At 67.5% G+C, this 18957-nt stretch carries 24 protein-coding genes; 16 read left to right on the top strand and 8 right to left on the bottom strand.

Features of this window, described 5'->3' with window-relative positions; translation table 11 throughout:
* Nucleotides 1-92: 92 nt before the first annotated feature.
* Nucleotides 93-1925 (top strand): long-chain fatty acid--CoA ligase, encoded by a 1833-nt coding sequence (locus tag AB0H50_RS26700; protein WP_357457550.1) that lies wholly within the window; start codon nucleotides 93-95, stop codon nucleotides 1923-1925.
* A 65-nt stretch (nucleotides 1926-1990) separates the two neighbouring features.
* Here AB0H50_RS26700 and AB0H50_RS26705 read toward each other — a convergent pair whose 3' ends face one another.
* Together AB0H50_RS26705 and AB0H50_RS26710 are read right to left on the bottom strand one after the other, a co-directional pair.
* On the bottom strand, nucleotides 1991-2515 hold the full coding sequence (locus tag AB0H50_RS26705; protein WP_357457552.1) for a YbhB/YbcL family Raf kinase inhibitor-like protein: 525 nt from the start codon (nucleotides 2513-2515) through the stop codon (nucleotides 1991-1993).
* Nucleotides 2516-2561: 46 nt separating this feature from the next.
* Nucleotides 2562-3923 carry a M20/M25/M40 family metallo-hydrolase gene (locus AB0H50_RS26710; protein ID WP_357457554.1) on the bottom strand — a complete coding sequence of 454 codons (1362 nt, stop codon included), beginning with the start codon at nucleotides 3921-3923 and terminating at the stop codon, nucleotides 2562-2564.
* A gap of 322 nt (nucleotides 3924-4245) precedes the next feature.
* Between AB0H50_RS26710 and AB0H50_RS26715 the strand changes: the two genes are divergently transcribed.
* Complete coding sequence (locus AB0H50_RS26715; protein ID WP_357457556.1) at nucleotides 4246-4758, top strand: CD225/dispanin family protein; 513 nt, start codon at nucleotides 4246-4248, stop codon at nucleotides 4756-4758.
* Nucleotides 4759-4772: 14 nt separating this feature from the next.
* Nucleotides 4773-5177 (top strand): DUF2752 domain-containing protein, encoded by a 405-nt coding sequence (locus tag AB0H50_RS26720; RefSeq protein WP_357457683.1) that lies wholly within the window; start codon nucleotides 4773-4775, stop codon nucleotides 5175-5177.
* A gap of 334 nt (nucleotides 5178-5511) precedes the next feature.
* On the opposite strand, the gene AB0H50_RS26725 is transcribed toward AB0H50_RS26720, so the two are convergent.
* The 4 genes from AB0H50_RS26725 to AB0H50_RS26740 all read right to left on the bottom strand — a co-directional run bounded on the left by AB0H50_RS26725 (nucleotide 5512) and on the right by AB0H50_RS26740 (nucleotide 7635).
* A complete protein-coding gene (locus tag AB0H50_RS26725; RefSeq protein WP_357457558.1) occupies nucleotides 5512-5802 on the bottom strand; it encodes a hypothetical protein in 291 nt (96 codons plus the stop codon).
* 405 nt (nucleotides 5803-6207) lie between these two features.
* Entirely contained in the window at nucleotides 6208-6519 is a 312-nt protein-coding gene (locus tag AB0H50_RS26730; RefSeq protein ID WP_357457560.1) for a DUF3303 family protein, read from the bottom strand.
* 263 nt (nucleotides 6520-6782) lie between these two features.
* Nucleotides 6783-7115, bottom strand: a complete 333-nt coding sequence (locus AB0H50_RS26735; RefSeq protein ID WP_357457562.1) for a hypothetical protein — start codon at nucleotides 7113-7115, stop codon at nucleotides 6783-6785.
* A gap of 88 nt (nucleotides 7116-7203) precedes the next feature.
* The gene (locus AB0H50_RS26740; RefSeq protein ID WP_357457564.1) at nucleotides 7204-7635 is read right to left on the bottom strand and encodes a T6SS immunity protein Tdi1 domain-containing protein; all 432 of its coding nucleotides are present in this window, start codon (nucleotides 7633-7635) and stop codon (nucleotides 7204-7206) included.
* Nucleotides 7636-7769: 134 nt separating this feature from the next.
* On the opposite strand from AB0H50_RS26740, the gene AB0H50_RS26745 reads away from it, so the two are divergent.
* A complete protein-coding gene (locus tag AB0H50_RS26745) occupies nucleotides 7770-8393 on the top strand; it encodes a TetR family transcriptional regulator (RefSeq protein ID WP_357457566.1) in 624 nt (207 codons plus the stop codon).
* Nucleotides 8394-8433: 40 nt separating this feature from the next.
* Nucleotides 8434-9978, top strand: a complete 1545-nt coding sequence (locus AB0H50_RS26750) for an FAD-dependent oxidoreductase (protein ID WP_357457568.1) — start codon at nucleotides 8434-8436, stop codon at nucleotides 9976-9978.
* A gap of 777 nt (nucleotides 9979-10755) precedes the next feature.
* On the opposite strand, the gene AB0H50_RS26755 is transcribed toward AB0H50_RS26750, so the two are convergent.
* Nucleotides 10756-11139, bottom strand: a complete 384-nt coding sequence (locus AB0H50_RS26755; RefSeq protein ID WP_357457570.1) for a helix-turn-helix domain-containing protein — start codon at nucleotides 11137-11139, stop codon at nucleotides 10756-10758.
* Nucleotides 11140-11216: 77 nt separating this feature from the next.
* On the opposite strand from AB0H50_RS26755, the gene AB0H50_RS26760 reads away from it, so the two are divergent.
* The 11 genes from AB0H50_RS26760 (at nucleotide 11217) to AB0H50_RS26810 (ending at nucleotide 17949) form a co-directional block, all read left to right on the top strand.
* Nucleotides 11217-12185 carry an NADP-dependent oxidoreductase gene (locus AB0H50_RS26760; protein ID WP_357457572.1) on the top strand — a complete coding sequence of 323 codons (969 nt, stop codon included), beginning with the start codon at nucleotides 11217-11219 and terminating at the stop codon, nucleotides 12183-12185.
* A gap of 479 nt (nucleotides 12186-12664) precedes the next feature.
* Nucleotides 12665-13270 carry a hypothetical protein gene (locus AB0H50_RS26765; protein ID WP_357457574.1) on the top strand — a complete coding sequence of 202 codons (606 nt, stop codon included), beginning with the start codon at nucleotides 12665-12667 and terminating at the stop codon, nucleotides 13268-13270.
* A gap of 5 nt (nucleotides 13271-13275) precedes the next feature.
* On the top strand, nucleotides 13276-14487 hold the full coding sequence (locus tag AB0H50_RS26770) for an SRPBCC family protein (protein WP_357457576.1): 1212 nt from the start codon (nucleotides 13276-13278) through the stop codon (nucleotides 14485-14487).
* Nucleotides 14484-14882, top strand: a complete 399-nt coding sequence (gene gvpJ / locus AB0H50_RS26775) for a gas vesicle protein GvpJ (RefSeq protein ID WP_357457577.1) — start codon at nucleotides 14484-14486, stop codon at nucleotides 14880-14882. The genes AB0H50_RS26770 and gvpJ (AB0H50_RS26775) overlap by 4 nt, the downstream gene beginning before the upstream one ends.
* Complete coding sequence (locus tag AB0H50_RS26780) at nucleotides 14882-15673, top strand: GvpL/GvpF family gas vesicle protein (RefSeq protein ID WP_357457579.1); 792 nt, start codon at nucleotides 14882-14884, stop codon at nucleotides 15671-15673. The genes gvpJ (AB0H50_RS26775) and AB0H50_RS26780 overlap by 1 nt, the downstream gene beginning before the upstream one ends.
* Nucleotides 15674-15676: 3 nt before the next feature.
* Complete coding sequence (locus tag AB0H50_RS26785) at nucleotides 15677-15934, top strand: gas vesicle protein GvpG (protein ID WP_357457581.1); 258 nt, start codon at nucleotides 15677-15679, stop codon at nucleotides 15932-15934.
* Nucleotides 15935-15939: 5 nt separating this feature from the next.
* Nucleotides 15940-16275: a gas vesicle protein GvpO gene (gene gvpO, locus AB0H50_RS26790; RefSeq protein WP_357457583.1), complete on the top strand. Its 336-nt coding sequence runs from the start codon at nucleotides 15940-15942 to the stop codon at nucleotides 16273-16275.
* On the top strand, nucleotides 16272-16667 hold the full coding sequence (gene gvpJ, locus AB0H50_RS26795) for a gas vesicle protein GvpJ (protein WP_357457585.1): 396 nt from the start codon (nucleotides 16272-16274) through the stop codon (nucleotides 16665-16667). The genes gvpO and gvpJ (AB0H50_RS26795) overlap by 4 nt, the downstream gene beginning before the upstream one ends.
* Nucleotides 16660-17451, top strand: coding sequence for a GvpL/GvpF family gas vesicle protein (locus tag AB0H50_RS26800; RefSeq protein ID WP_357457587.1), 792 nt, complete (start codon nucleotides 16660-16662; stop codon nucleotides 17449-17451). Before gvpJ (AB0H50_RS26795) ends, AB0H50_RS26800 begins: the two co-directional genes overlap by 8 nt.
* Nucleotides 17448-17663 (top strand): gas vesicle protein, encoded by a 216-nt coding sequence (locus AB0H50_RS26805; protein ID WP_357457589.1) that lies wholly within the window; start codon nucleotides 17448-17450, stop codon nucleotides 17661-17663. Before AB0H50_RS26800 ends, AB0H50_RS26805 begins: the two co-directional genes overlap by 4 nt.
* Nucleotides 17656-17949, top strand: coding sequence for a gas vesicle protein K (locus AB0H50_RS26810; protein WP_357457591.1), 294 nt, complete (start codon nucleotides 17656-17658; stop codon nucleotides 17947-17949). Before AB0H50_RS26805 ends, AB0H50_RS26810 begins: the two co-directional genes overlap by 8 nt.
* A gap of 46 nt (nucleotides 17950-17995) precedes the next feature.
* Here AB0H50_RS26810 and AB0H50_RS26815 read toward each other — a convergent pair whose 3' ends face one another.
* Nucleotides 17996-18904, bottom strand: a complete 909-nt coding sequence (locus tag AB0H50_RS26815; RefSeq protein WP_357457593.1) for a TIGR03620 family F420-dependent LLM class oxidoreductase — start codon at nucleotides 18902-18904, stop codon at nucleotides 17996-17998.
* Between the last annotated feature and the right edge of the window lie 53 nt (nucleotides 18905-18957).

Raw genomic sequence — 18957 nt, forward strand, 5'->3', positions numbered from 1 at the left:
AGAAGATGACATACAGTCTGGCGCATTGCGTCAGCGGTTGGCGCCGAGCGCATCGGGTCGGTTCACCGACAGGATCATCGGGAACAGGGAATATGAGCACTACAGAAATCGGTTTCGCGCACGAATCAGGCAAGACGGTCTACACCGTTCCCGAGGCGTTCCAGGAGACCGTCAAGCTGCGGCCGGACGGGATCGCGCTACGCACGGTCGGCGGCACGACGGAGATCACCTGGCGGGAGTACGGCAAGCGGGTCGAATCGATCGCGGCCGGGCTCGCCGCGCTCGGCGTCGGCCGCGGCGACACCGTCGGGATCATGCTCACCAACCGGCCCGAGTTCAACCTCGTCGACACGGCCGCACTGCACTTGGGCGCGACACCGTTCTCGATCTACAACACCAGCTCCCCCGAACAGATCACTCACTTGTTCACCAACGCCGAGAACAAAGTGGTGATCACCGAACGCGCGTTCCTCGACGTGATCGCGGGCGCGGGCGTCGAACTCGCGCACACCGTCGTGGTGGACGGCCCTGCGGCCGGCGGGATCTCCCTGGACGAGGTGGAGGCCAACCCGGCCGCCGACTTCGACTTCGCCGCCGCCTGGCAGGCCGTCGAGCCCGGCGATCTGGCCACGCTGATCTACACCTCGGGCACCACCGGCCCGTCCAAGGGCGTGGAAATCACCCACCGCAACATGCTCGCCCAGATCATCGCGCTGGTGTCGGGGCCGCTGCGGGTCGGCTACGACGACCGGGCCATTTCCTACCTGCCCGCCGCGCACGTCGCCGACCGCATCTCCGGCCACGCCATCAGCCTGCTCACCGGCATCCTCATCACCTGCGTCCCCGATCCGCGCGAGATCGCCGCGGCGCTGCCCGACGCGCGGCCGACCGTGTTCTTCGGCGTGCCGCGGGTGTGGCAGAAGATCAAGGCGGGCATCGACGGCAAGCTGGCCACCGAGCCGAGCCCGGTCAAGAAGTCGCTCGCGGCCTGGGCCATCGGCACCGGAATCGCCGCCGCGCGCGCCGATCTCGCGGGCAAGGGACGCGGCCCGGTGCTCGGGTTGCAGCACAAGCTCGCCGACGCGCTCGTGCTCTCGAAGCTGCGGCACGCGCTCGGCCTGGACAATCTCAAGGTCGCCGCCTCCGGCGCGGCCGCCATCCCGCCGGAAACCCTCGAGTACTTCCTCGGCCTCGGCTTCACCGTCACCGAGGTCTGGGGCATGTCGGAGACCAGCGGCGTGGCCACCTACACCGAACTGGACAAGCCGCGGCCCGGCTCGGTCGGCCGCGCGGTGGACGGGCTGGAACTGCGCCTCGGCGAGGACGGCGAATTGCTGGTGCGCGGCCCGATCATCACGCCGGGCTACCGCAAGCAGCCCGACAAGACCAAGGAAGCGCTCGACTCCGACGGCTGGCTGTACACCGGCGACGTGGCGACCATCGACGCCGACGGCTACGTGCGGATCGTGGACCGCAAGAAGGAACTCATCATCAACGAGGCGGGCAAGAACATCTCGCCCACCAACATCGAGAACGCGGTGAAGGCGGCGTCCTCGCTGGTCGGTCAGGTGGTGGCGATCGGAGAGGCCAAGCCCTACATCTCCGCGCTGATCGTGCTCGACCCCGACACCGCCGCGATCCGCGCCAAGGAGATCGGCGCTCCCGCCGAGGATCTCGCCGCACTGGCCGCCCGCAAGGAGATCGTCGACGAAGTGCTCGCCGCGATTGAGGCCGGAAACCGCAAACTGTCGCGGGTCGAGCAGATCAAGCGCTTCACGATCGTCGGCAAGCCGTGGGAGCCCGGCGGTGACGAGCTGACCCCGACCATGAAGCTCAAGCGCAACCCGATCGCCGCGAAGTACGCCGAGGAGATCGCGACGCTCTACACCAACCCGCTGCCCGAGACGGTCGTCAATGTCTCCTGAGCCGCGATGAGACGACCGTGGCCCCGAGCGAAAAGCCCGGGGCCACGGTCCTTTTCAGCGCAGGACTACTGTTCGTAGGTGCCGATCATGGTGGCGCGGGCCAGGGTGTGGGGGAACAGGTTGAAGCCCAGGTAGGCGGGCGACGCGTCGGGCCCGATGCCCAGGCTCTCCACGTCCACCGCGTGCACCACGACGAAGTAGCGGTGCGGGCCGTGGCCCGGCGGCGGTGCGGCCCCGACGAATCCGGCGAAGCCGCCGTCGTTGCGCAGGGTGACCGCGCCCGCGGGCAGCGAACCGCCCTCGCTGCCCGCACCGCTGGGCAGCGAAGTGACCGACACCGGGATGTTGGCGACGGCCCAGTGCCAGAAGCCGGAGGCGGTCGGGGCGTCCGGGTCGTAGACGGTGACCGCGAAACTCTTGGTCTCGGCGGGGAACCCGGACCAGGACAGCTGCGGGGAGACGTCCTTGCCTCCGGCGCCGAACACGCCGCTGACCTGATCGTTGCCGAGCGGGGCCCGGTCGGTGACGTCCTCGGAGGTGAGGGTGAAGCCAGGTACCTTCGGGAGCGCGTCGTAGGGGTCGTAGGTCATCGTTCCTCTTTTCGGAGCCGTTGTATTTCGGGGCCGTGTATACGGATCAGCTGTGCAACAGGAAGTGTTCCAGCACCTGGGTGCCGAACTCGAGGGCGTCCACCGGAACACGTTCGTCCACACCGTGGAACAACGCGCTGAAGTCCAGGTCGGGCGGCAGCCGCAGCGGCGCGAAGCCGAAGCAGCGAATCCCCAAGCGGGCGAAGGCTTTCGCGTCGGTGCCACCGGAGAGCATGTAGGGCACCGTGCGGCCATGCGGGTCGTGGGCAAGGATCGCGTCGTTCATGGCGTCGACCAGGTGCCCGTCGAAGGTCGTCTCGTAGGAGTCGAGCTTGGTGATCCACTCGCGTTCGACGTCGGGGCCGAGCAGCTCGTCCACCTCGCGTTCGAAGGCGGCCTGCCGGCCCGGCACCACCCGGCAGTCCACCACCGCCTCCGCGGTCTGCGGAATGACGTTGGCCTTGTAACCGGCTTGCAGCATGGTGGGATTGGCGGTGTCGCGCAGCGTGGCGCCGATGATGCGGGAGATGGTGCCGAGCTTGGCCAGCTGTCCCTCGATGTCCGGGCTCTCCGGGTCGAACGGGAAGCCGGTCTCCTCCGACACGGCGGCGAGGAACTCGGCCACCGAATCCGAGAGCACCAGCGGGAAGGTGTGTTTGCCCAGCCGCGCCACCGCGTCGGCGAGGATGGTCACCGCGTTGTCCTCGTGCAGGAACGAGCCGTGTCCGGCGCGGGCCTTGGCGCGCAAGCGCATCCAGCCCAGGCCCTTCTCGGCCGTCTCCACCAAGTAGAACCTGCGTTCACCGCCGTCGCGGCGCGGCACCGTCAGCGAGAAACCGCCGACCTCCCCCACCGCTTCGGTGACCCCGTCGAACAGGTCGGGGCGGTTGTCCACCAACCAATGCGACCCCCACTTGCCGCCGTTCTCCTCGTCGGCAAGGAACGCGAAGACGATGTCGCGCGGCGGCACCGTGCCCTCGATCTTGAACTGGCGCGCCACCGCCAGCATCATGCCGACCATGTCCTTCATGTCGATGGCGCCGCGGCCCCACACATAGCCGTCGCGCACCGCGCCGGAGAACGGATGCACGCTCCAGTCCGACGCCTCGGCGGGCACCACGTCGAGGTGCCCGTGCATCAGCAGCGCGCCCCGGCTGGGATCGGCTCCCTTCAGGCGCGCGAACACGTTTCCGCGGCATGGTGCACCGGATTCCACGTATTCGGTGATGTATCCGACCTGCTGCAATTGATCGGCCACCCACTGGGCGCATTCCCGCTCACCTTTCGTGGTGGCCAGGTCGCCCGTGTTCGAGGTGTCGAATCTGATCAGTTGACTGACCAACTCGACGACCTCGTCCACCGCACGTGATCTGCTGTTCGGACCGGAGTCTTCGCCGTTAACGGACACGTCCCTTTCCTACCACTCGTCGCCGGTACGGTGCGTCGCGCCCGCGCCGCGAGTCCCCGCGCGGCGCGGCCCGGCGTGCGTGATCGCGCGTGCGGCCGATCGCGATCAGCGTGAGCCGAACTCGTGCCCGCCGGGCCGAAACACGCTGTCGCGGGCGCGAGGACGACGGCGGGCGTCCGACGGGAGAGGGCGGCCGAGACCCACTACACTGCCGGAGACCTGGTCAACAGACTGTCAGGGTCGTTCGGGGGGCGCGCGCACTCGGAGTTCCACCGAAGTCCACATCCGCGCTCGCCGAGCGTCGACGACAAGTGAGGAATTGATGACGTACCCCCCGCCCCAGCCCGGCTTCGACCCGTACAAGCAGTCCGACCCGTACGCGCAGCAGCCGCAGCAGCCGCAGCCTGCGAGTGATCCCTACGCGCAGCAGCCCGGATACCCAGCCGCTCCGGGTTACCCTGCGGCTCCGGGTTATCCGGCCGCGCCCGGTTACCCCGCGGCGCCGGGTTATCCGGCCGCGGGCGGCTATCCCGCTGCCCCCGGCTATCCCGCCGCGCCCGGTTACGGTCCGGGCTACAACCCCGGCACGCCGCCGGACAACAACATGATCTGGGCGATCCTCGCGACGGTGTTCTGCTGCCTTCCGTTCGGCATCGTCGCGATCATGAAGGCGGCCAATGTCAACAACCTGTGGGCGCAGGGCCAGGCCGCCGAGGCCTACCGTGCGGCCGAGGACGCCAAGAAGTGGACGATGATCTCCGCGGTGTGCGGCGTGATCAGCGTCGTGATCGTCATCGTCCTCAATGTCGCGCTCATCGGGGCGTCCGGCGTGTGAGTACGCCCGTCTCGATGCCGCACCGGCTGGCCGCGCCCGTCGCGGTCGCCGGTGCGGGCGCGCTGGTTTGCGCCGCCCTGCTGTGGGCCGATCCCACCACGCCGGGCGGCGTCATCCCGGTCTGCCCGTCGAAGGCGCTGCTCGGCATCAACTGCCCCGGCTGCGGCAGTTCCCGCATGCTGTATTCGCTGCTGCACGGCGACCTTCCCGGCGCGCTGCACTACAACGCCCTCGGCCTGATCGCGTTGATCGCGCTGATCGGCACGTTCGTTTTCTGGACGCGCGATCGCGTCCGCGGCCGTGATTCGGTGCGCTGGTATCAGTACCGGAACGCGCCGCATATCGTGCTCGCGCTGGTGCTCGGCTGGCTGGTGCTGCGCAACATTCCGATCGCGCCCTTCACCGGTCTGCGCGTTTGAGCTCGCGCGCAGGTGCGCGGCGTCGCCGTCATCGGGACCGGTCCGTCCGGCCCGCCGGTGAACGATCTCCCGTCGTGGCCGCGGACACCGAACGCCCGCGCTTCTTCCTCACCAGCGAACACACCGAACGCCAATTGCCCGACACCGCAGACCAGCTCGGCGAATCCTCGACATCGTGCAGCACAGCCCGAACGGTGAGGTCGCCGCGCGATCGGCGCTGTACGGGCACCGAGATCGCCACGCGTACAGCCCTTGTCGACCGAACCCAGCGGATCAGGCCCTGATCGCCTTCGGGGTGACAATCGCTGAGCGGGTCGAGGATCACTTCATGCCGTCAGCGCCTTTTGCAGTCGTTGGCGGCTTTGGCGGCGTCCTCGGCGGCTCGTGTGGCTTCGGCGGCAGCCGAGACTGCGTCTTGTGCGATCTGCGTGATCTTCTCCCCGCGGACTCGCGCGCGATCGTCGGCGCTGGCGGCGAGGGCGTTGGCGGCGGCGCGGGCCTTTGCGGCGCGGGTTTGGCCTGCGTCGTCGTCCGCTACGGCCTCCATGAGATCAGCGCGCCGTACCGAATCGTTGACGGCGGTCGGGAAGGCGGGTTCGGTACGGAAGCGGTCGTGGACCGCCATTGATATCGAACGTGCCCATCTCGAGCGGCGGCCGGTATGTGTCCAGAGGACCGAGGGGTTCCTCGAACCGCGCGGTACCGGCGTTTTCGTCAGTGAGGCGACGTTCGTAGGCGATGGCGGCTTCGGCCATCTTCTGGGCACGCGTAGCGGTCTCGCGGGCGGCGAGGGCCAAGGCGGCGGCGAAGTCCGCGTCCAGATCAGCTCACGGTGTCGGTGACGGGCCTGGTTCGCGACTGCTCAGGTACGGGTTCGGAAGCGTGAAACACACTGTGCTCACAAATTCGCAGAAGCGGCGTGGAGCGAGTATCGGCACGCCGCTGCGTCGCGATCAGGATTCTGCTGATCGCGACAGCCTTCTCCCATGAGCGCTCACGCTGAACGGGTATCGGAGCTGATCGGCGAGGTTCAGCCGATCGATGCCCTGAAGTCCGCGCCCCGCTGGAATGCTTGCGCGCCCTCCGCGATCTCGACGACAGGGTAGACCTCGTACTCCGCGAAGAAGCCGAACTTGGACGGACCGTCGGCCAGGTCGATCGGATTATCGGTCTCGACCACCGCGAATCCGCCCCTGCCGTCGAGCCGGCCGACGAATTGGTGGTACGTCATGGTGGGAGACGGCTTCCAATTCGCGAACACGTCCAACGCGCGCTGCATGCCGGCTTCATTCTCGGCCGCGGAGCCGTTCCAACGGTAGGTCCAGGAAACCACGTACTTCATTCCATCCTCCTAGGGATGCACCGAAGTTGCTGGTCCGGTGCGGATACCCACAGCGGAGCAAGACATACCCGCACGTCTGTCATCGCGCTGTCGACCCCGTCAGGCGGCACAGATCATCGAAGCGGGGATAGGAATCCAGGAGTTCGGGCAAACGCCGACCCACGGCGGGGCATACATGCTCAACATGACCGTCTGGGAACCGAACCCGGACCTGGACCGCGCAGCGCATGCTGGAGCGTAGCCGGGACTCATCGCACTGAGCGTCACGAGCCTTTACCCGCCGACGGCAATCGCACCGCATCCCATGGCACCCAGTGGCGCAGCGTTGTCTCCGTGAGCTTGTTACGCGTGCGGTAGTCGACCGCGACCTCGGCGTACCACGCGACGTAATGCCCGAGGTGCAGCCGGACCCAGCCGTACTGGGTCGCCTGCACCCACGGTTCCTGGAACCTCGGATCGAGGCTGTTCGACGCGACACCCAGCGACGGCCGCTGGGGTCCCGGCCGGTTCGGCAGCAGCCAGATCCGCTTGGGATCGACCAGCACCGGACGGGGGCGCGGCAGGCGCCGGACCGCCGAAAAGGCATCCTCGCTCACCGTCGACCACCCAACCCGGCCGCACCGCAATTCGAACACATGTTCCCATCATGACACGTCTACGAACCGGTCGGAACGGTGCCCGCAACTAAAGTTGCTGCGCTTGTGCGACGAGCTCCAGGAACGTCCACAGTTCGCCGGTGTCGTAGGTCTCGGGCTCCTCGCCGCCGCCGAGAAACGGATACGGCGTGGCGATGTACACCTGCTCCGGATCGAGCGGCCCGAGCAGATCGCGAATGCATGCGACGTGCTCGTTGCGCAGGACGAACGCGGCGAACCCCGGCTCGCGCAGGACCTGGTCGGCGAAATCCGCGGGATCGGCGAACGCGCCGTACCCTTTCGCGGCGGCGCGGTACGGATGTAGCACCGCGCACTCCCCCGACTGGCTGTTCACCAGAAACGCGTGCCCCAGGTCGGAGTGTCCGAACACGAGGTCGAACTGGGGAAAGTGCGGCGCCCACGCGGGCATCGCCTCGAGCATCGGCCGCTGCGCGATCAACTGAAAACCCTCGACTGTCACGCGTCGATCCAATCAGCCGGGGTGCGAGTTGTCTCGGCGGCCCAGACGGTGTGGGAATCTCCGCGCCCTTGTGTCAATAATTCTGCCCGAAGTGCAAACTTGCACAATCGGCAACTATTGCTACTGTGGCTGACATGGCAGTGGAGGAAGCTCCGGGTCTCCGGGAACGCAAGAAGCGGGAGACGCGACTCGCGCTGAGCCGCGCGGCGATTCGGCTGTCGATCGAGCGCGGCTGGGACAACGTCACCGTCGAGGCCATTGCGGCGGAAGCGAATGTCTCCGTGCGCACGTTTCGCAACTACTTCGCCAACAAGGCCGAAGCGATCGCCGCCAGTCATGTCGAACGGTCGCTGCGCATCGCAGACGAGCTGCGGACGCGACCGAGCGACGAGCCGCTGTGGGATTCGATCACCGACGCGGTGCAGGCACAGTTCGCGGCCGGCGAGCGCTCCGCCGCGGACTCGGAAGACGATCGACGGTGGCGTGACGCGTTGCGGCTGATGCTGGCCGAGCCCGCCTTGCAAGGTGAGGTGGTCAAGGCCAACGCGGTCGCGCAGAACGCGCTGGCGGCGGCGGTCGCCGAGCGCACCGGCACCGACGCGTCGCGGGACGTGTACCCGCAACTGGTCGCCGCCGTGATCGGCGCGGGCACCGCCGCGGCCGTGGAGCACTGTTTGCGCGCCGACGAACCGTTTCCGCTCGTGCGGGTGCTGCGCGAGGTATTCGACCGAATCCGCGCCGGACTCCCTGTCCCGTAACGCCTTCGAACGATCCGTTCTCAGCTGAGGAGTAGATCCGATGAACACCGATGTCGTCATCGTCGGCGGGGGCCCGGCCGGGCTGATGCTGGCGTGCGAACTGAGCCTGGCCGGCGTCCGGCCGATCGTGCTGGAGCGCCTGCCGGAGCCGAGCGCCGAGCCGAAAGCGAACGGGTTGCTCGGTCAAGTCGTGCGGATGGTCGACCGCCGCGGCCTTTTCGAGCGCCTCGGCGGCGGTTCCGTTCCGCCGCAGCCGAACTCCGCGTACTTCATGTTCGCGGCCATGGATCTGGACCTCACCCTGCTCGACGACAGTCCGATCTATGCCCTGCCCGTGCCGCAGCGTCGCCTCGTGGAGGTGCTGGCGGAGCGAGCCGCCGAGCTGGGCGCCGAAATACGCTGGGGCCATGAAGTTCTCGGTGTACGGCAAGACGACGAGGTCACCGTCGACGTCGCGGGCCCAGACGGAACCTACCGGTTGAACGCCCGCTACCTCGTCGGCGCGGACGGTGCGCACAGCGTCACGCGCAAGCTGTTCGGCATCGATTTTCCCGGTGTCACCTATGATCGGACCACGACGCGATCCGCGCACGTCACACTCCCGGCGACGTCGATCGATCCGGGCACCGGCGCGCTGCGCGTTCCCGACTACGGCCACATCCGGCCCTTCGCGCCGCATCGCACCGAGCGCGGCGGATTCTCCTACGCGCCATTGCCCGGACACCCACCGCTGGTCAGCACCACGGAGTGGGACCAGCCGCGCACCGATGCGCCGATGACTCTCGACGAAATGCGGGCCAGTATCCGCCGCGTGCTCGGCGCCGATCTGCCGCTGACCGCGCCGGAGGGCGCGGGCCCGCATGTACTGCGCCGCTTGTTCGGCGGAAACACCCGGGTGGCAGAGCGATTCGGGCACGGCAGGGTGTTCCTGATCGGCGACGCCGCCCACGTCTACGCGTCGGGTGGCGGTCCTGGCCTCAATCTCGGCCTCCAGGACGCGGTCAACCTCGGCTGGAAACTCGCCGCCGAGATCGTCGGCCACGCCCCGCCCGGACTGCTGGACAGCTACGAAGCCGAACGCAGGCACGCCGCCCACCGCATGGTGATGAACGCGCGGGCGCAATCGGCGCTCATCGCTCCCGGCCTTGACGCCGGCGGGCTGCGCGACCTGTTCACCGAACTCCTGCGCGACCGGAACACCGTGCAGCGGCTCGCGGATCTCATCGCGGGCGCAGACGTCCACTACGACATGGGCGCCCCCGACGCGCACCCACTGGTCGGCCGCTTCGCCCCCGACATGGAGGTGCGCACCGCCGCCGGAACGGTCCGCCTCGCCGAACTGGCCAGATCCGCCCGCCCCCTGCTGCTCGATCTGACGGACGACGCTTCCGCCGCGAAAGCGGTCGACCATGGCCGCATCGAAATCGTCACCGCCGCAACCGAATCCGCCGAAGTGACCGCAATGCTGCTCAGACCCGACGGCTACCTCGCTTGGGCGTCCTCGTCGCCGAAACCGACCGCGGCGGAACTGGATACGCTTCGTTCAGCCGTGCGACGGTGGTTCGGCGAGCCACCGTGCTCTTGATCGCAGCCGAGTCGTTTCGGAAGATCATTTTCCGTTTGCGGCAGGACGTATCGGCCGGAGTGTCATGCAGTATTTTGCGAATTGATGAAGGGAATACGTCCTGTCTTGGTCATATATCACGAATTGTGCTCGGCGGCGGCGGTTTCCGGGAAATCGTCGGCAAACTGATCGCCATACCCGCGCATACCGCGGCTCCCGCCGCGAGTGCCCAGGTCAGCGAGCTGGTCAATAGTGCTACGCCGCAGGCCAGAGCCGTGGCGATAAGAGCGCACAGCACGGCCGTACCGCGCTCGACGCCGATGATTCGGCCGGCTCGGTAGTTCCGTGAGGTCATGTATCGGTATTACCCACCGCGGCTCGTGATCAAACCGTGATTTCTAATTTCTTCGTGACGTCCGGTGTTTCGCCGAGCATTGCATTCGCGTCATGACGGATCGCGCGAAAGAGGTTCGCGCGGAGGGGCCTCGCGACCGGAATCGTGTGAGGCGCACAGCGGGAAGCCGAAACCGGTTGCACCGGTGGACAACTCGCCGCTGGATCAGCCGGGGCTGCCGGGTCGAGACCGGCACGCTGGCGCGAACCTTCGCCACGAAGGCGGCCCCCAACGCCTTGGCGGAATAAGATCCTGCCTCGTCTGCGGCTCGCGGTGTCCACGATCTTGCTGCCCGTCGGCAGCCGCGTCGTTCGACCCGTGCGCCGCGCTCGCGCAGCAGCTCGGTCGGATCAGCCGTCGCGTACCCGCGCGACTGTTCGCGAAACCGCTGCTACCCAGGCCTGCTAGGCGGTCGCGGTGTCGTATGCGGCGCGTGCCGTCGTCACCGTGTCCATGTGCTCCTCCGCCCACGCCTTGATATCCCGCATCAGCGGCACCAGGCTCTCCCCGAGCGGGGTCAGCGCGTAATCGACGCGCACCGGCACCGACGGGGTGACGGTGCGGGTGAGCAGACCATCGCGCTCCAGGTTGCGCAGCGTCTGGGTGAGCATCTTCTGGCTGACGCTCACCAGCGTGCGCGACAGGTCGCTGTAGCGTTGCGGGCCCTCCGCCAGCGCGTTGATCAGCAGACTCACCCACTTGTCGCTGATCCGATCGAGCAGCTGCCGCGCGGGGCACCCCGCGAGATAGGCGTCGTAGGCGGCGCGCGCCTCGTCCTTTGTCCGCACAACTCTCCTTCGAGTGCCTACCGCACTTCGAAGTGCGTTCTTCCCAGCAGAGAGTAACTCTTCATACGATCGCCGTCATGACGAGCTTGCAGAACGAAAATGTCCCCACGATGCGCGCCGTGGTGGTGCGGACACCCGGCGGACCGGAAGCGTTGACGTCGACCGAGGTCCCGATTCCGGCGCCTGGCGCGGGTCAGGTGCTTGTGCGGGTCGAGGCCGCCGCGGTCAACCCGGTCGATGTCGCGACGCGGACCGGAATGCTGGTCGAAGCCGGACTCATGTCGCCGCGGCCCGTCACCGGCATCGGCTGGGATGTCGCCGGTCGGGTCGATGGCATCGGCGCCGGTGTCACCGACTTCGCCGTCGGCGATCGGGTCATCGGCCTGCGCGACCGGCTCGACCTCTCGATCGGCGCCTACGCCGACTACCTCGTGCTCGACGCGGCCGCGCTCGCGCCCGCGCCGCATGGGCTGTCGGCGGTGGAAGCGGCGACCCTGCCGTTGAACGGGCTCACCGCCACGCAAGCCTTGGATCTGCTCGACCTGCCCCCCGGCGGCACCGTGCTCGTCACCGGCGCGGCGGGCGCGATGGGTGGCTTCGCCGTCGAGCTGGCCGCGCACCGCGGGTGGCGGGTCGTCGCGAACGCGAACGCGGCCGACGAGGAATTCCTCCGTGCGGTGGGCGCCGAATGGTTCGTCCCGCGCACCGACGATCTCGCCGACGCCGTGCGACGACTCGTCCCCGGAGGTGTGGACGCCGCGGTGGACGCGGCCGTGCTCGGTCTGCCTGCCCTCGGGGCGGTACGGAATCGAGGCGTCTTCGTCTCAGTGATCGCGGGCGCCGCACCCACTCCCCTGCGCGGCATCACCGTCCGCGAGCAGTGGGTCGTCGCCGACGGGGCCGCGCTCGCCGAGATCGCGGCCTTGGCGGAGAACCGGAGATTGACCATCCGCGTGGCCGAGACCTTCCCGCTGGCGGATGCAGTGAAGGCGCACCATCGGATGGCCGAGGGGAAGCTGCGCGGTCGTCTCGTGCTTGTGCCATGAACCGGTGATCGACATTCGCCGAGCCCACGACGAGTTCCGCTGACTCGCAGCGCTTTCCGCGCCCAATATGGCGGTCCCCGCGGTTCGTTCACCGGGCGGCGGTGCGAGCACGGGCGCCGTCGAAGCTTCTTCTCGCAAAACGAGATTCACCTCGCCCGTGACCCTCGGTCTGCCTGCCGAACCGGAGCGCGAAAGGCCGTGCGAGGAACTATCTGGCTATCGCTCGGCTCAGAGCACGGCTTCGCGGGAGCCCGACCTCGCGGCCTGTCGTGGTACGGCGAATGATGTCCGGGGCCCGGCATTGTGCCGTTTCAGGTTTCCGCAGGAAGAACGCGGTTACACCGCACTCGTATAGGGCGTAGCGTGCAAGCTTGGGGACGTAATGTGATCCAGCCCACTTTTGTATACGCGAGGCTATAACTCAACTCTATTTCGCACCTTCGATGAGAGATGGAGTAGATGGCAAACCAGGAGTGACCATGAAGTGTGGAGTGAGGATGGCGGCGGGGGTGGGGATCGGATACATGCTGGGACGCACGCACAAAATGCGACTGGCGTTGATGCTGGTGGGCGCGGGATTGAGCAGGCAGGCGGGGGGCCCGCAGGCCCTGCTGCAACGCGGTGCGTCGGTGCTCGGGTCGTCGACGGAACTGACCAAGATCACCGACACGATTCGCGGCGAGCTGATGGATGCCGCGCGGGCCGCGGCGGTCACCGCCGCGAGCAACCGTATCGATGCGTTGAACACTCGCCTCCAAAGGCAGGGCGAGATCTCCGAGGCGGGCGAAGGCGTCGGCGAGGACGAGCAGCCCGAAGGCGCGGAGGACTATGCCGAAGAGGACTACGAATCCCCCGGCGAAGACCGGGAGGCCGCGGACGAAGAGGAGGACGCCGAGCCCCAGCGAGGCAAGACGGCGTCAGCCACCAGCTCGCGGACGCCCACCCGCCGTCGGGCTGCGGCGTCCAGCTCCAGGACACGGTCCACAGCGTCCGGCTCCGGGGAGCGTAAGCCGACGGGCGCCCGACGGCGTCGAGTCCGTGCCGAGACCGCGGACGCCGCGCCGGTGCGACGCACGAGGAGGTGACGGTGATGGCCGCGAAAGCTCTCGGAGACGTCACCCGCACGGTCGGCAAGGTCGGCAAGACTGCGACCGGAGCCGCAGGCCGGGCCAAGAAGGCGGCCGCTCCCGCCACACCGCAGGCGCAGCTGCAGGAATCACTGCGGAATCTCACGGAAACCATCGCCGAACGCGCTCTCACCCGTGTCGCAGGCCGGGTAGCTGGGACGGCCGATCGGCTCACCCAGGTGGCCGAGGGCGGCGGTGGCAGCCTGCTGTCGGCGTTGACCGGCGTCGAGAAGCTCGCCGAAGGCAAATCACCGATGGCCGCGGCGATGGGCGCGGGCATGGACACGCTCAAGCGCACCGCCACCGAGAAGTTCGAGGATGTCAAGCAATCCCTGGCCGGAGGCAAAGGTAAGGGTGGCGGCGGCAAGAAGCTCAAGTTGACCAATATCGTCGAGTACATCGATGTCGGTGTCCCGATCGACCTCGCCTACGACCAATGGACCCAGTTCGCCGACTTCCCGAAATTCATGAAGAAGGTCCAGCAAGTCGAGCAGGTCTCCGACGAGAAGCTCGAATGGTCCGGCAAGGTCTTCTGGTCCAAGCGGACCTGGAATTCCACCATCATCGAGCAGGTGCCGTTCGAGCGGATCGTGTGGCGCTCGAAGGGCAACAAGGGCTACATCGACGGCGCGGTGACCTTCCACGAACTCACCCCCGATCTCACGCGGATCATGGTGGTGCTCGAGTACCACCCGGGTGGGTTCTTCGAAAAGACCGCCAACCTCTGGCGTGCGGCAGGTCGCCGGGTTCGACTCGAGCTCAAGCATTTTCAGCGTCACGTCATGATCGACAGCGTGCTGCACCCCGACGACATCACCGGCTGGCACGGCGAAATCCGCGACAAGAAAGTGGTCAAGGACGACGAGACCGCCCGGCGCGAGGAGCAGGAAGAAGCCGAGGACGAAGAACGCGACGAAGCCTACGAAGACGAGGAACGCGACGAAGGCGAGGACGAGGAGACCGACGAAGACGAAGAACCCGGCGAGGACGAGGACGAAGAACGCGGCGAGGCCGACGAAGGCGAGGAAGACGAGGAGGGCGGGGAAGATGCCGCGCCTTCTCGTCCGCCCGCGGCGCGCCGTCGCACTACATCGGCGACTCGTCGCACCACGTCGGAGAGCCGACGCGCCACCCCGGTACGCCGATCGACCGCGCGAAGGAGGCAAGAAGCATGACTATCGAACCCGCGGGTGCCACGGGCGTCGCGGCTCGCCCGAACTCCTCGGGCTTGGCCGACGTCATCGACACGATTCTCGACAAGGGACTGGTCATCGACGCGTTCGTGCGCGTGTCGCTGGTCGGTATCGAATTGGTGACCATCGACGCCAGAGTCGTGGTGGCCAGCGTCGACACCTATCTGAGATTCGCCGAGGCCGTCAATCGACTCGAAATCTCCGACACCGAACCGAAGGGTCTGCCGGACCTGGTCGGGGAGGTCGCCAGCGGCGGAGCCAAGCACAAGACCCAGGGCGCACTCGAGGCCGCAGGCGAGAAAGTCATGAACTTCCTCGACGACGTCGAAGCCAGGCGCCAGAAGCAGAGCCGGTCGTCTGCACGTAAGGAGGATTGATGTCCACCGAACAAGCGACCGAAGCGCGAGAGAAGGAAAGCGCTGGGCGTACCGCGGTGTACGTCTACGGCATCGTGCCCGCGGACGTGCAGCCCGAAGAGCAGGCCTCCGGTGTCGGCGATCACGGCGTCAGCGTGGTGCGACACGGGGAGATCGGCGCGTTGGTCAGCGAGATCTCGACCGACCGCCCGCTCGGCACCCCCGCCGACATGACCGCGCACGCGGATCTGCTGGACGGCTCGGCCGCCGTGACACCGGTGCTGCCGCTGCGGTTCGGAGCCGTCATGTCCACCGCGGAGGCGGTGGAGAAAGAACTGCTCGAGGCCCATCACGACGAGTTCCGTGCCGCGCTGGAGGAATTGGAAGGGCGCGCGCAGTTCGTGGTCAAGGGTCGCTACGTCGAGAAGACGATCCTGCGGGAACTGCTCGACGAGAACTCCCAGGCCGCTCAGTTGCGCGACGAGATCCGTGACAAGCCGGCGGATGCCACGCGGGACACGAGGATGGCGCTCGGCGAGATCATCAACCAGGGCATCGAGTCCAAACGCGCCCAGGACACCCGACGGGTGATCGACGCGCTCGAAGCGCTGGAGCCGCTCGTCAACGAACGGCAACCGACCCATGAGCAGGACGCGGTGCACGTCGCGGTGCTCATCGAGCTGTCCAGGCAGGACGACCTGGAGGAGGCGCTGGCCGGGCTCGCCGACGAGTGGGACGACCGCGTGAACTTGTCGCTGCTCGGTCCGATGGCGGCCTACGACTTCGTGATGAAGCGCGCCCCGGAGGGCTGACCTGTGGGTTTGATTTCGGCGATCGTCACGTTACCGCTCGCTCCGGTCCGCGGCGTGATCTGGCTCGGTCAGGTCATCCAGGACGAAGTCGAACGACAGTTGAACGATCCGGCGACTATTCGGCGTGAGCTCGAGGAGATCGACGAGGCCGCGGCGGTCGGTGAGCTCTCCGAGGAAGAACATGCGCAGGCCCAGCAGGCCGTCCTCGACCGGATGATGCGTCCGAGCGGTGGCCTGGCACCGCCTGACGAGAAGGGGTGATTCGAATGAGCGCCCGGAGAGCGGACGACGACACCGAGAATGGCGGCGGCCGATCGGATCGATCGCGGTGCCGGACCGCCGCAGAGGCCGCCGCGGCGGCGATCGCGCAACTGGCCGACCTGACTTCGAAGGACACCGAGGGGGCGACCTCGGCCGAGCCCATCGAGGACGGCTGGTTGGTGGAGGTCGAGGTGCTCGAGGACCGTCGCATCCCCTCGTCGGCGGACATGCTCGCGCTCTACGAGGTGGAGCTCGACCCAGAGGGGAGTTTGGTGGCGTACCGCAGAACCCGGCGTTACAGCCGTGGCAGCACCGACATCGGTGTGAGGGGTACGTCATGACCGTCGTGAATAGCGGATCGCAGGTGCCGGAGCCCTTCGACGGCGGTCATCGGTCGACGAACCTCGGCGACATCCTCGAGCGGGTCCTCGACAAGGGGCTGGTCATCGCGGGCGACATTCAGGTGAATCTGCTCGACATCGAACTCCTCACGATCAAGCTCCGGTTGGTGGTCGCGTCGCTGGAGACGGCGAAGGCGGTGGGGATCGACTGGTGGGAGACCGATCCCTGGCTCAACAGCAAGGCCCGCGCCCTCGAGCGGCAGGATCACGATCTCGAACTCGAGAACCAGACGCTGCGCGATCGGATCGCGGAACTGGAGTCGCGAAAAGAGGTCAGCCCCACACCCATCGAGCGCGCACGCGAACCGGAGGAAGAGCGAGACCGTGACTGACGCCGACGGAGTCTGGCTGTACGCGGTGACCAGCGTCGCAGACCTCAGGGAAGACCTGGGCGACCTGACCGGCGTAGCCGGGGAGGCGGTGCGCACGGTGGTGTCCGGCGATCTCGCGGCGGTGGTGGGGTCGGTGCCGCTCGCGGTCTTCGGCGACGAGCCGCTGCGCCGGAACCTGGAAGATCTGACGTGGCTGGAGGCGATTGCCCGGGCCCACGACACCGTCGTCTCCGCGCTGGCGCGACGGGGCACGGCCGTGCCGCTGCGGTTGGCCGTCGTCTTCCTCGACGACGACCGAGTGCGCGGCATGCTGGAGGAACGCCGAGCGGCCTTCGAGTCGGCGCTGGCCCTGATTCGCGGACGGACCGAGTGGGGCGTCAAAGCCTACGGCGACCGCGCCGCGCTCACCGCCGCGGTCGCCGAGGCCGATCTGGCCAGGACCGAAAGAGGCGGCGCAGGCACGGCCTATCTGCTGCGGCGGCGCGCGCAGTTGTCGGCACAGGAAACCGTCGAACGCGACGCGGCCGAGCGCGCCGATCGAATACACGAACTGTTGGTCCGACAGGCGGCGGCGGGGCGGCGTCAGCCCGTGACGGATCCGGTGCTGAACGGCCGCCGAGAATGGATGGTGCTCAACGGCACCTACCTGGTCGACGACGACCGCGCGGACGAATTCGCCTCGGCGGTCGAGGATCTCGGGAACCGGTTTCCGGGTATCCGGCTCGAACTCACCGGACCGTGGCCGCCGTATTCGTTCGCAGGCGCGGAACGGGACACGCCATGACGCGCACCGACAGCGAGCGACGCGTCGCGCTCGTCGACCTGCTGGATCGGGTGCTTGCGGGCGGTGTTGTCATCACCGGCGACATCAAGCTCTCCATCGCGGACGTCGACATGGTCCAGATCTCGCTGCGTGCCCTGATCTCGTCGGTCAGCGCCTTGTCCCTGCCAGCGTCCGCCTCGCGCAGCGCACTGGAGCCACCTCCGGATGACTGAATTCGACGGCATCTCCCCGCGTATCGACACCGATCCCGAATCCGTCGAACGAGGACTCGTCACGCTCGTGCTCACCCTCGTAGAGCTGTTGCGCCAGTTGATGGAGCGTCAGGCGTTGCGTCGCGTGGACGACGGCGACCTCAGCGAGGAGCAGATCGAGCGCATCGGCACCACCCTGATGCTGCTCGAACAGCGCATGGCCGAACTACGCGACCATTTCGGACTCACCCCCGAGGATCTGAACATCGACCTCGGACCGCTGGGGACGCTGCTCCCCGAAAAGTGAATGTGCCCAATTCTGTGGACACTTCCGGCGCGGAACCACGCATCGGTCAGCAAAAGCTGTCATCGATAGCGGCCAAGATCTTCCACTGCTGTGCCGGGATGGTGAACGGCTCGGCTGGTAAAGCCTGAAGGCAGACGTGATCGGCGCCGGCGGCGATGTGTGCGGCGATCCGTTGTCGGACTTGGTCTTCCCCAATCGCGACCAACGCGTTGACGAGCCGGTCGCTGCCGGGTGCGGAGAGATCGGCGTCGGTGAAGCCGAGTCGCTGCCAGCTCGCGCGGTAGCCGGGATTGGACAGGTAGGCGCCCACGTGTGCGTGAGCGCGTGTCCGGGCGTCCGCGTCGTCGGCCCCGACCACGACCGCCTGTTCGACCACGAGCGTCCGGTCCGGCCCCAGAGTGGCGCGGGCCTGCGCGGTGTGTTCGGGCGTCACAAGATAGGTGATAGCGCCGTCGGCCCTGTCCCGAGCCAGCTGCAATGCGCGCGGACCGAGCGCCGCCAGCACGCGAGGCAACCGACCGGAGTCCGGCAGTCCGAGCTGGGCTCGCAAGGTGTCCGGTTTGTCGAGATCGTCGAGGTACTCGCGCAAGGTGGCCAGTGGTCTGTGGTATTCGAGTCCGAGCACCCCTTCGATGACGCGGGGATTGGATGTGCCGGTTCCGAACACGAACCGCTCCGGGTAGGCATCGAGTAGGGCCCGGGCCGAGGCTCGCATCCAGTGTGGATGGCGGCCGTAAGTCACCGCGATCCCCGTACCGACCAGCAGCTTGCGGGTCGCGGCGAGCAGTCCGGCGGCAGTGACGAACGGGTCGTGCGCGAGCCCTTCACTGAGCCAGATCGCGCCCAAGCCCAGTTCCTCCAACTCGGCTACCAGCCCTGTCGTCGCGGCCGGTGCTTGCAGGTCGAGCCCGTTCACCCAGATGCCGGTGCGCGGCATATTTGTCGGCAACACCATGTTCGACTCCCTGTCCACTACAATTCGGAATGCCACTCCGAATATACGGAGTG

The sequence above is a fragment of the Nocardia sp. NPDC050793 genome, assembly GCF_040654065.1.
In the GTDB taxonomy this organism is placed as follows: domain Bacteria; phylum Actinomycetota; class Actinomycetes; order Mycobacteriales; family Mycobacteriaceae; genus Nocardia.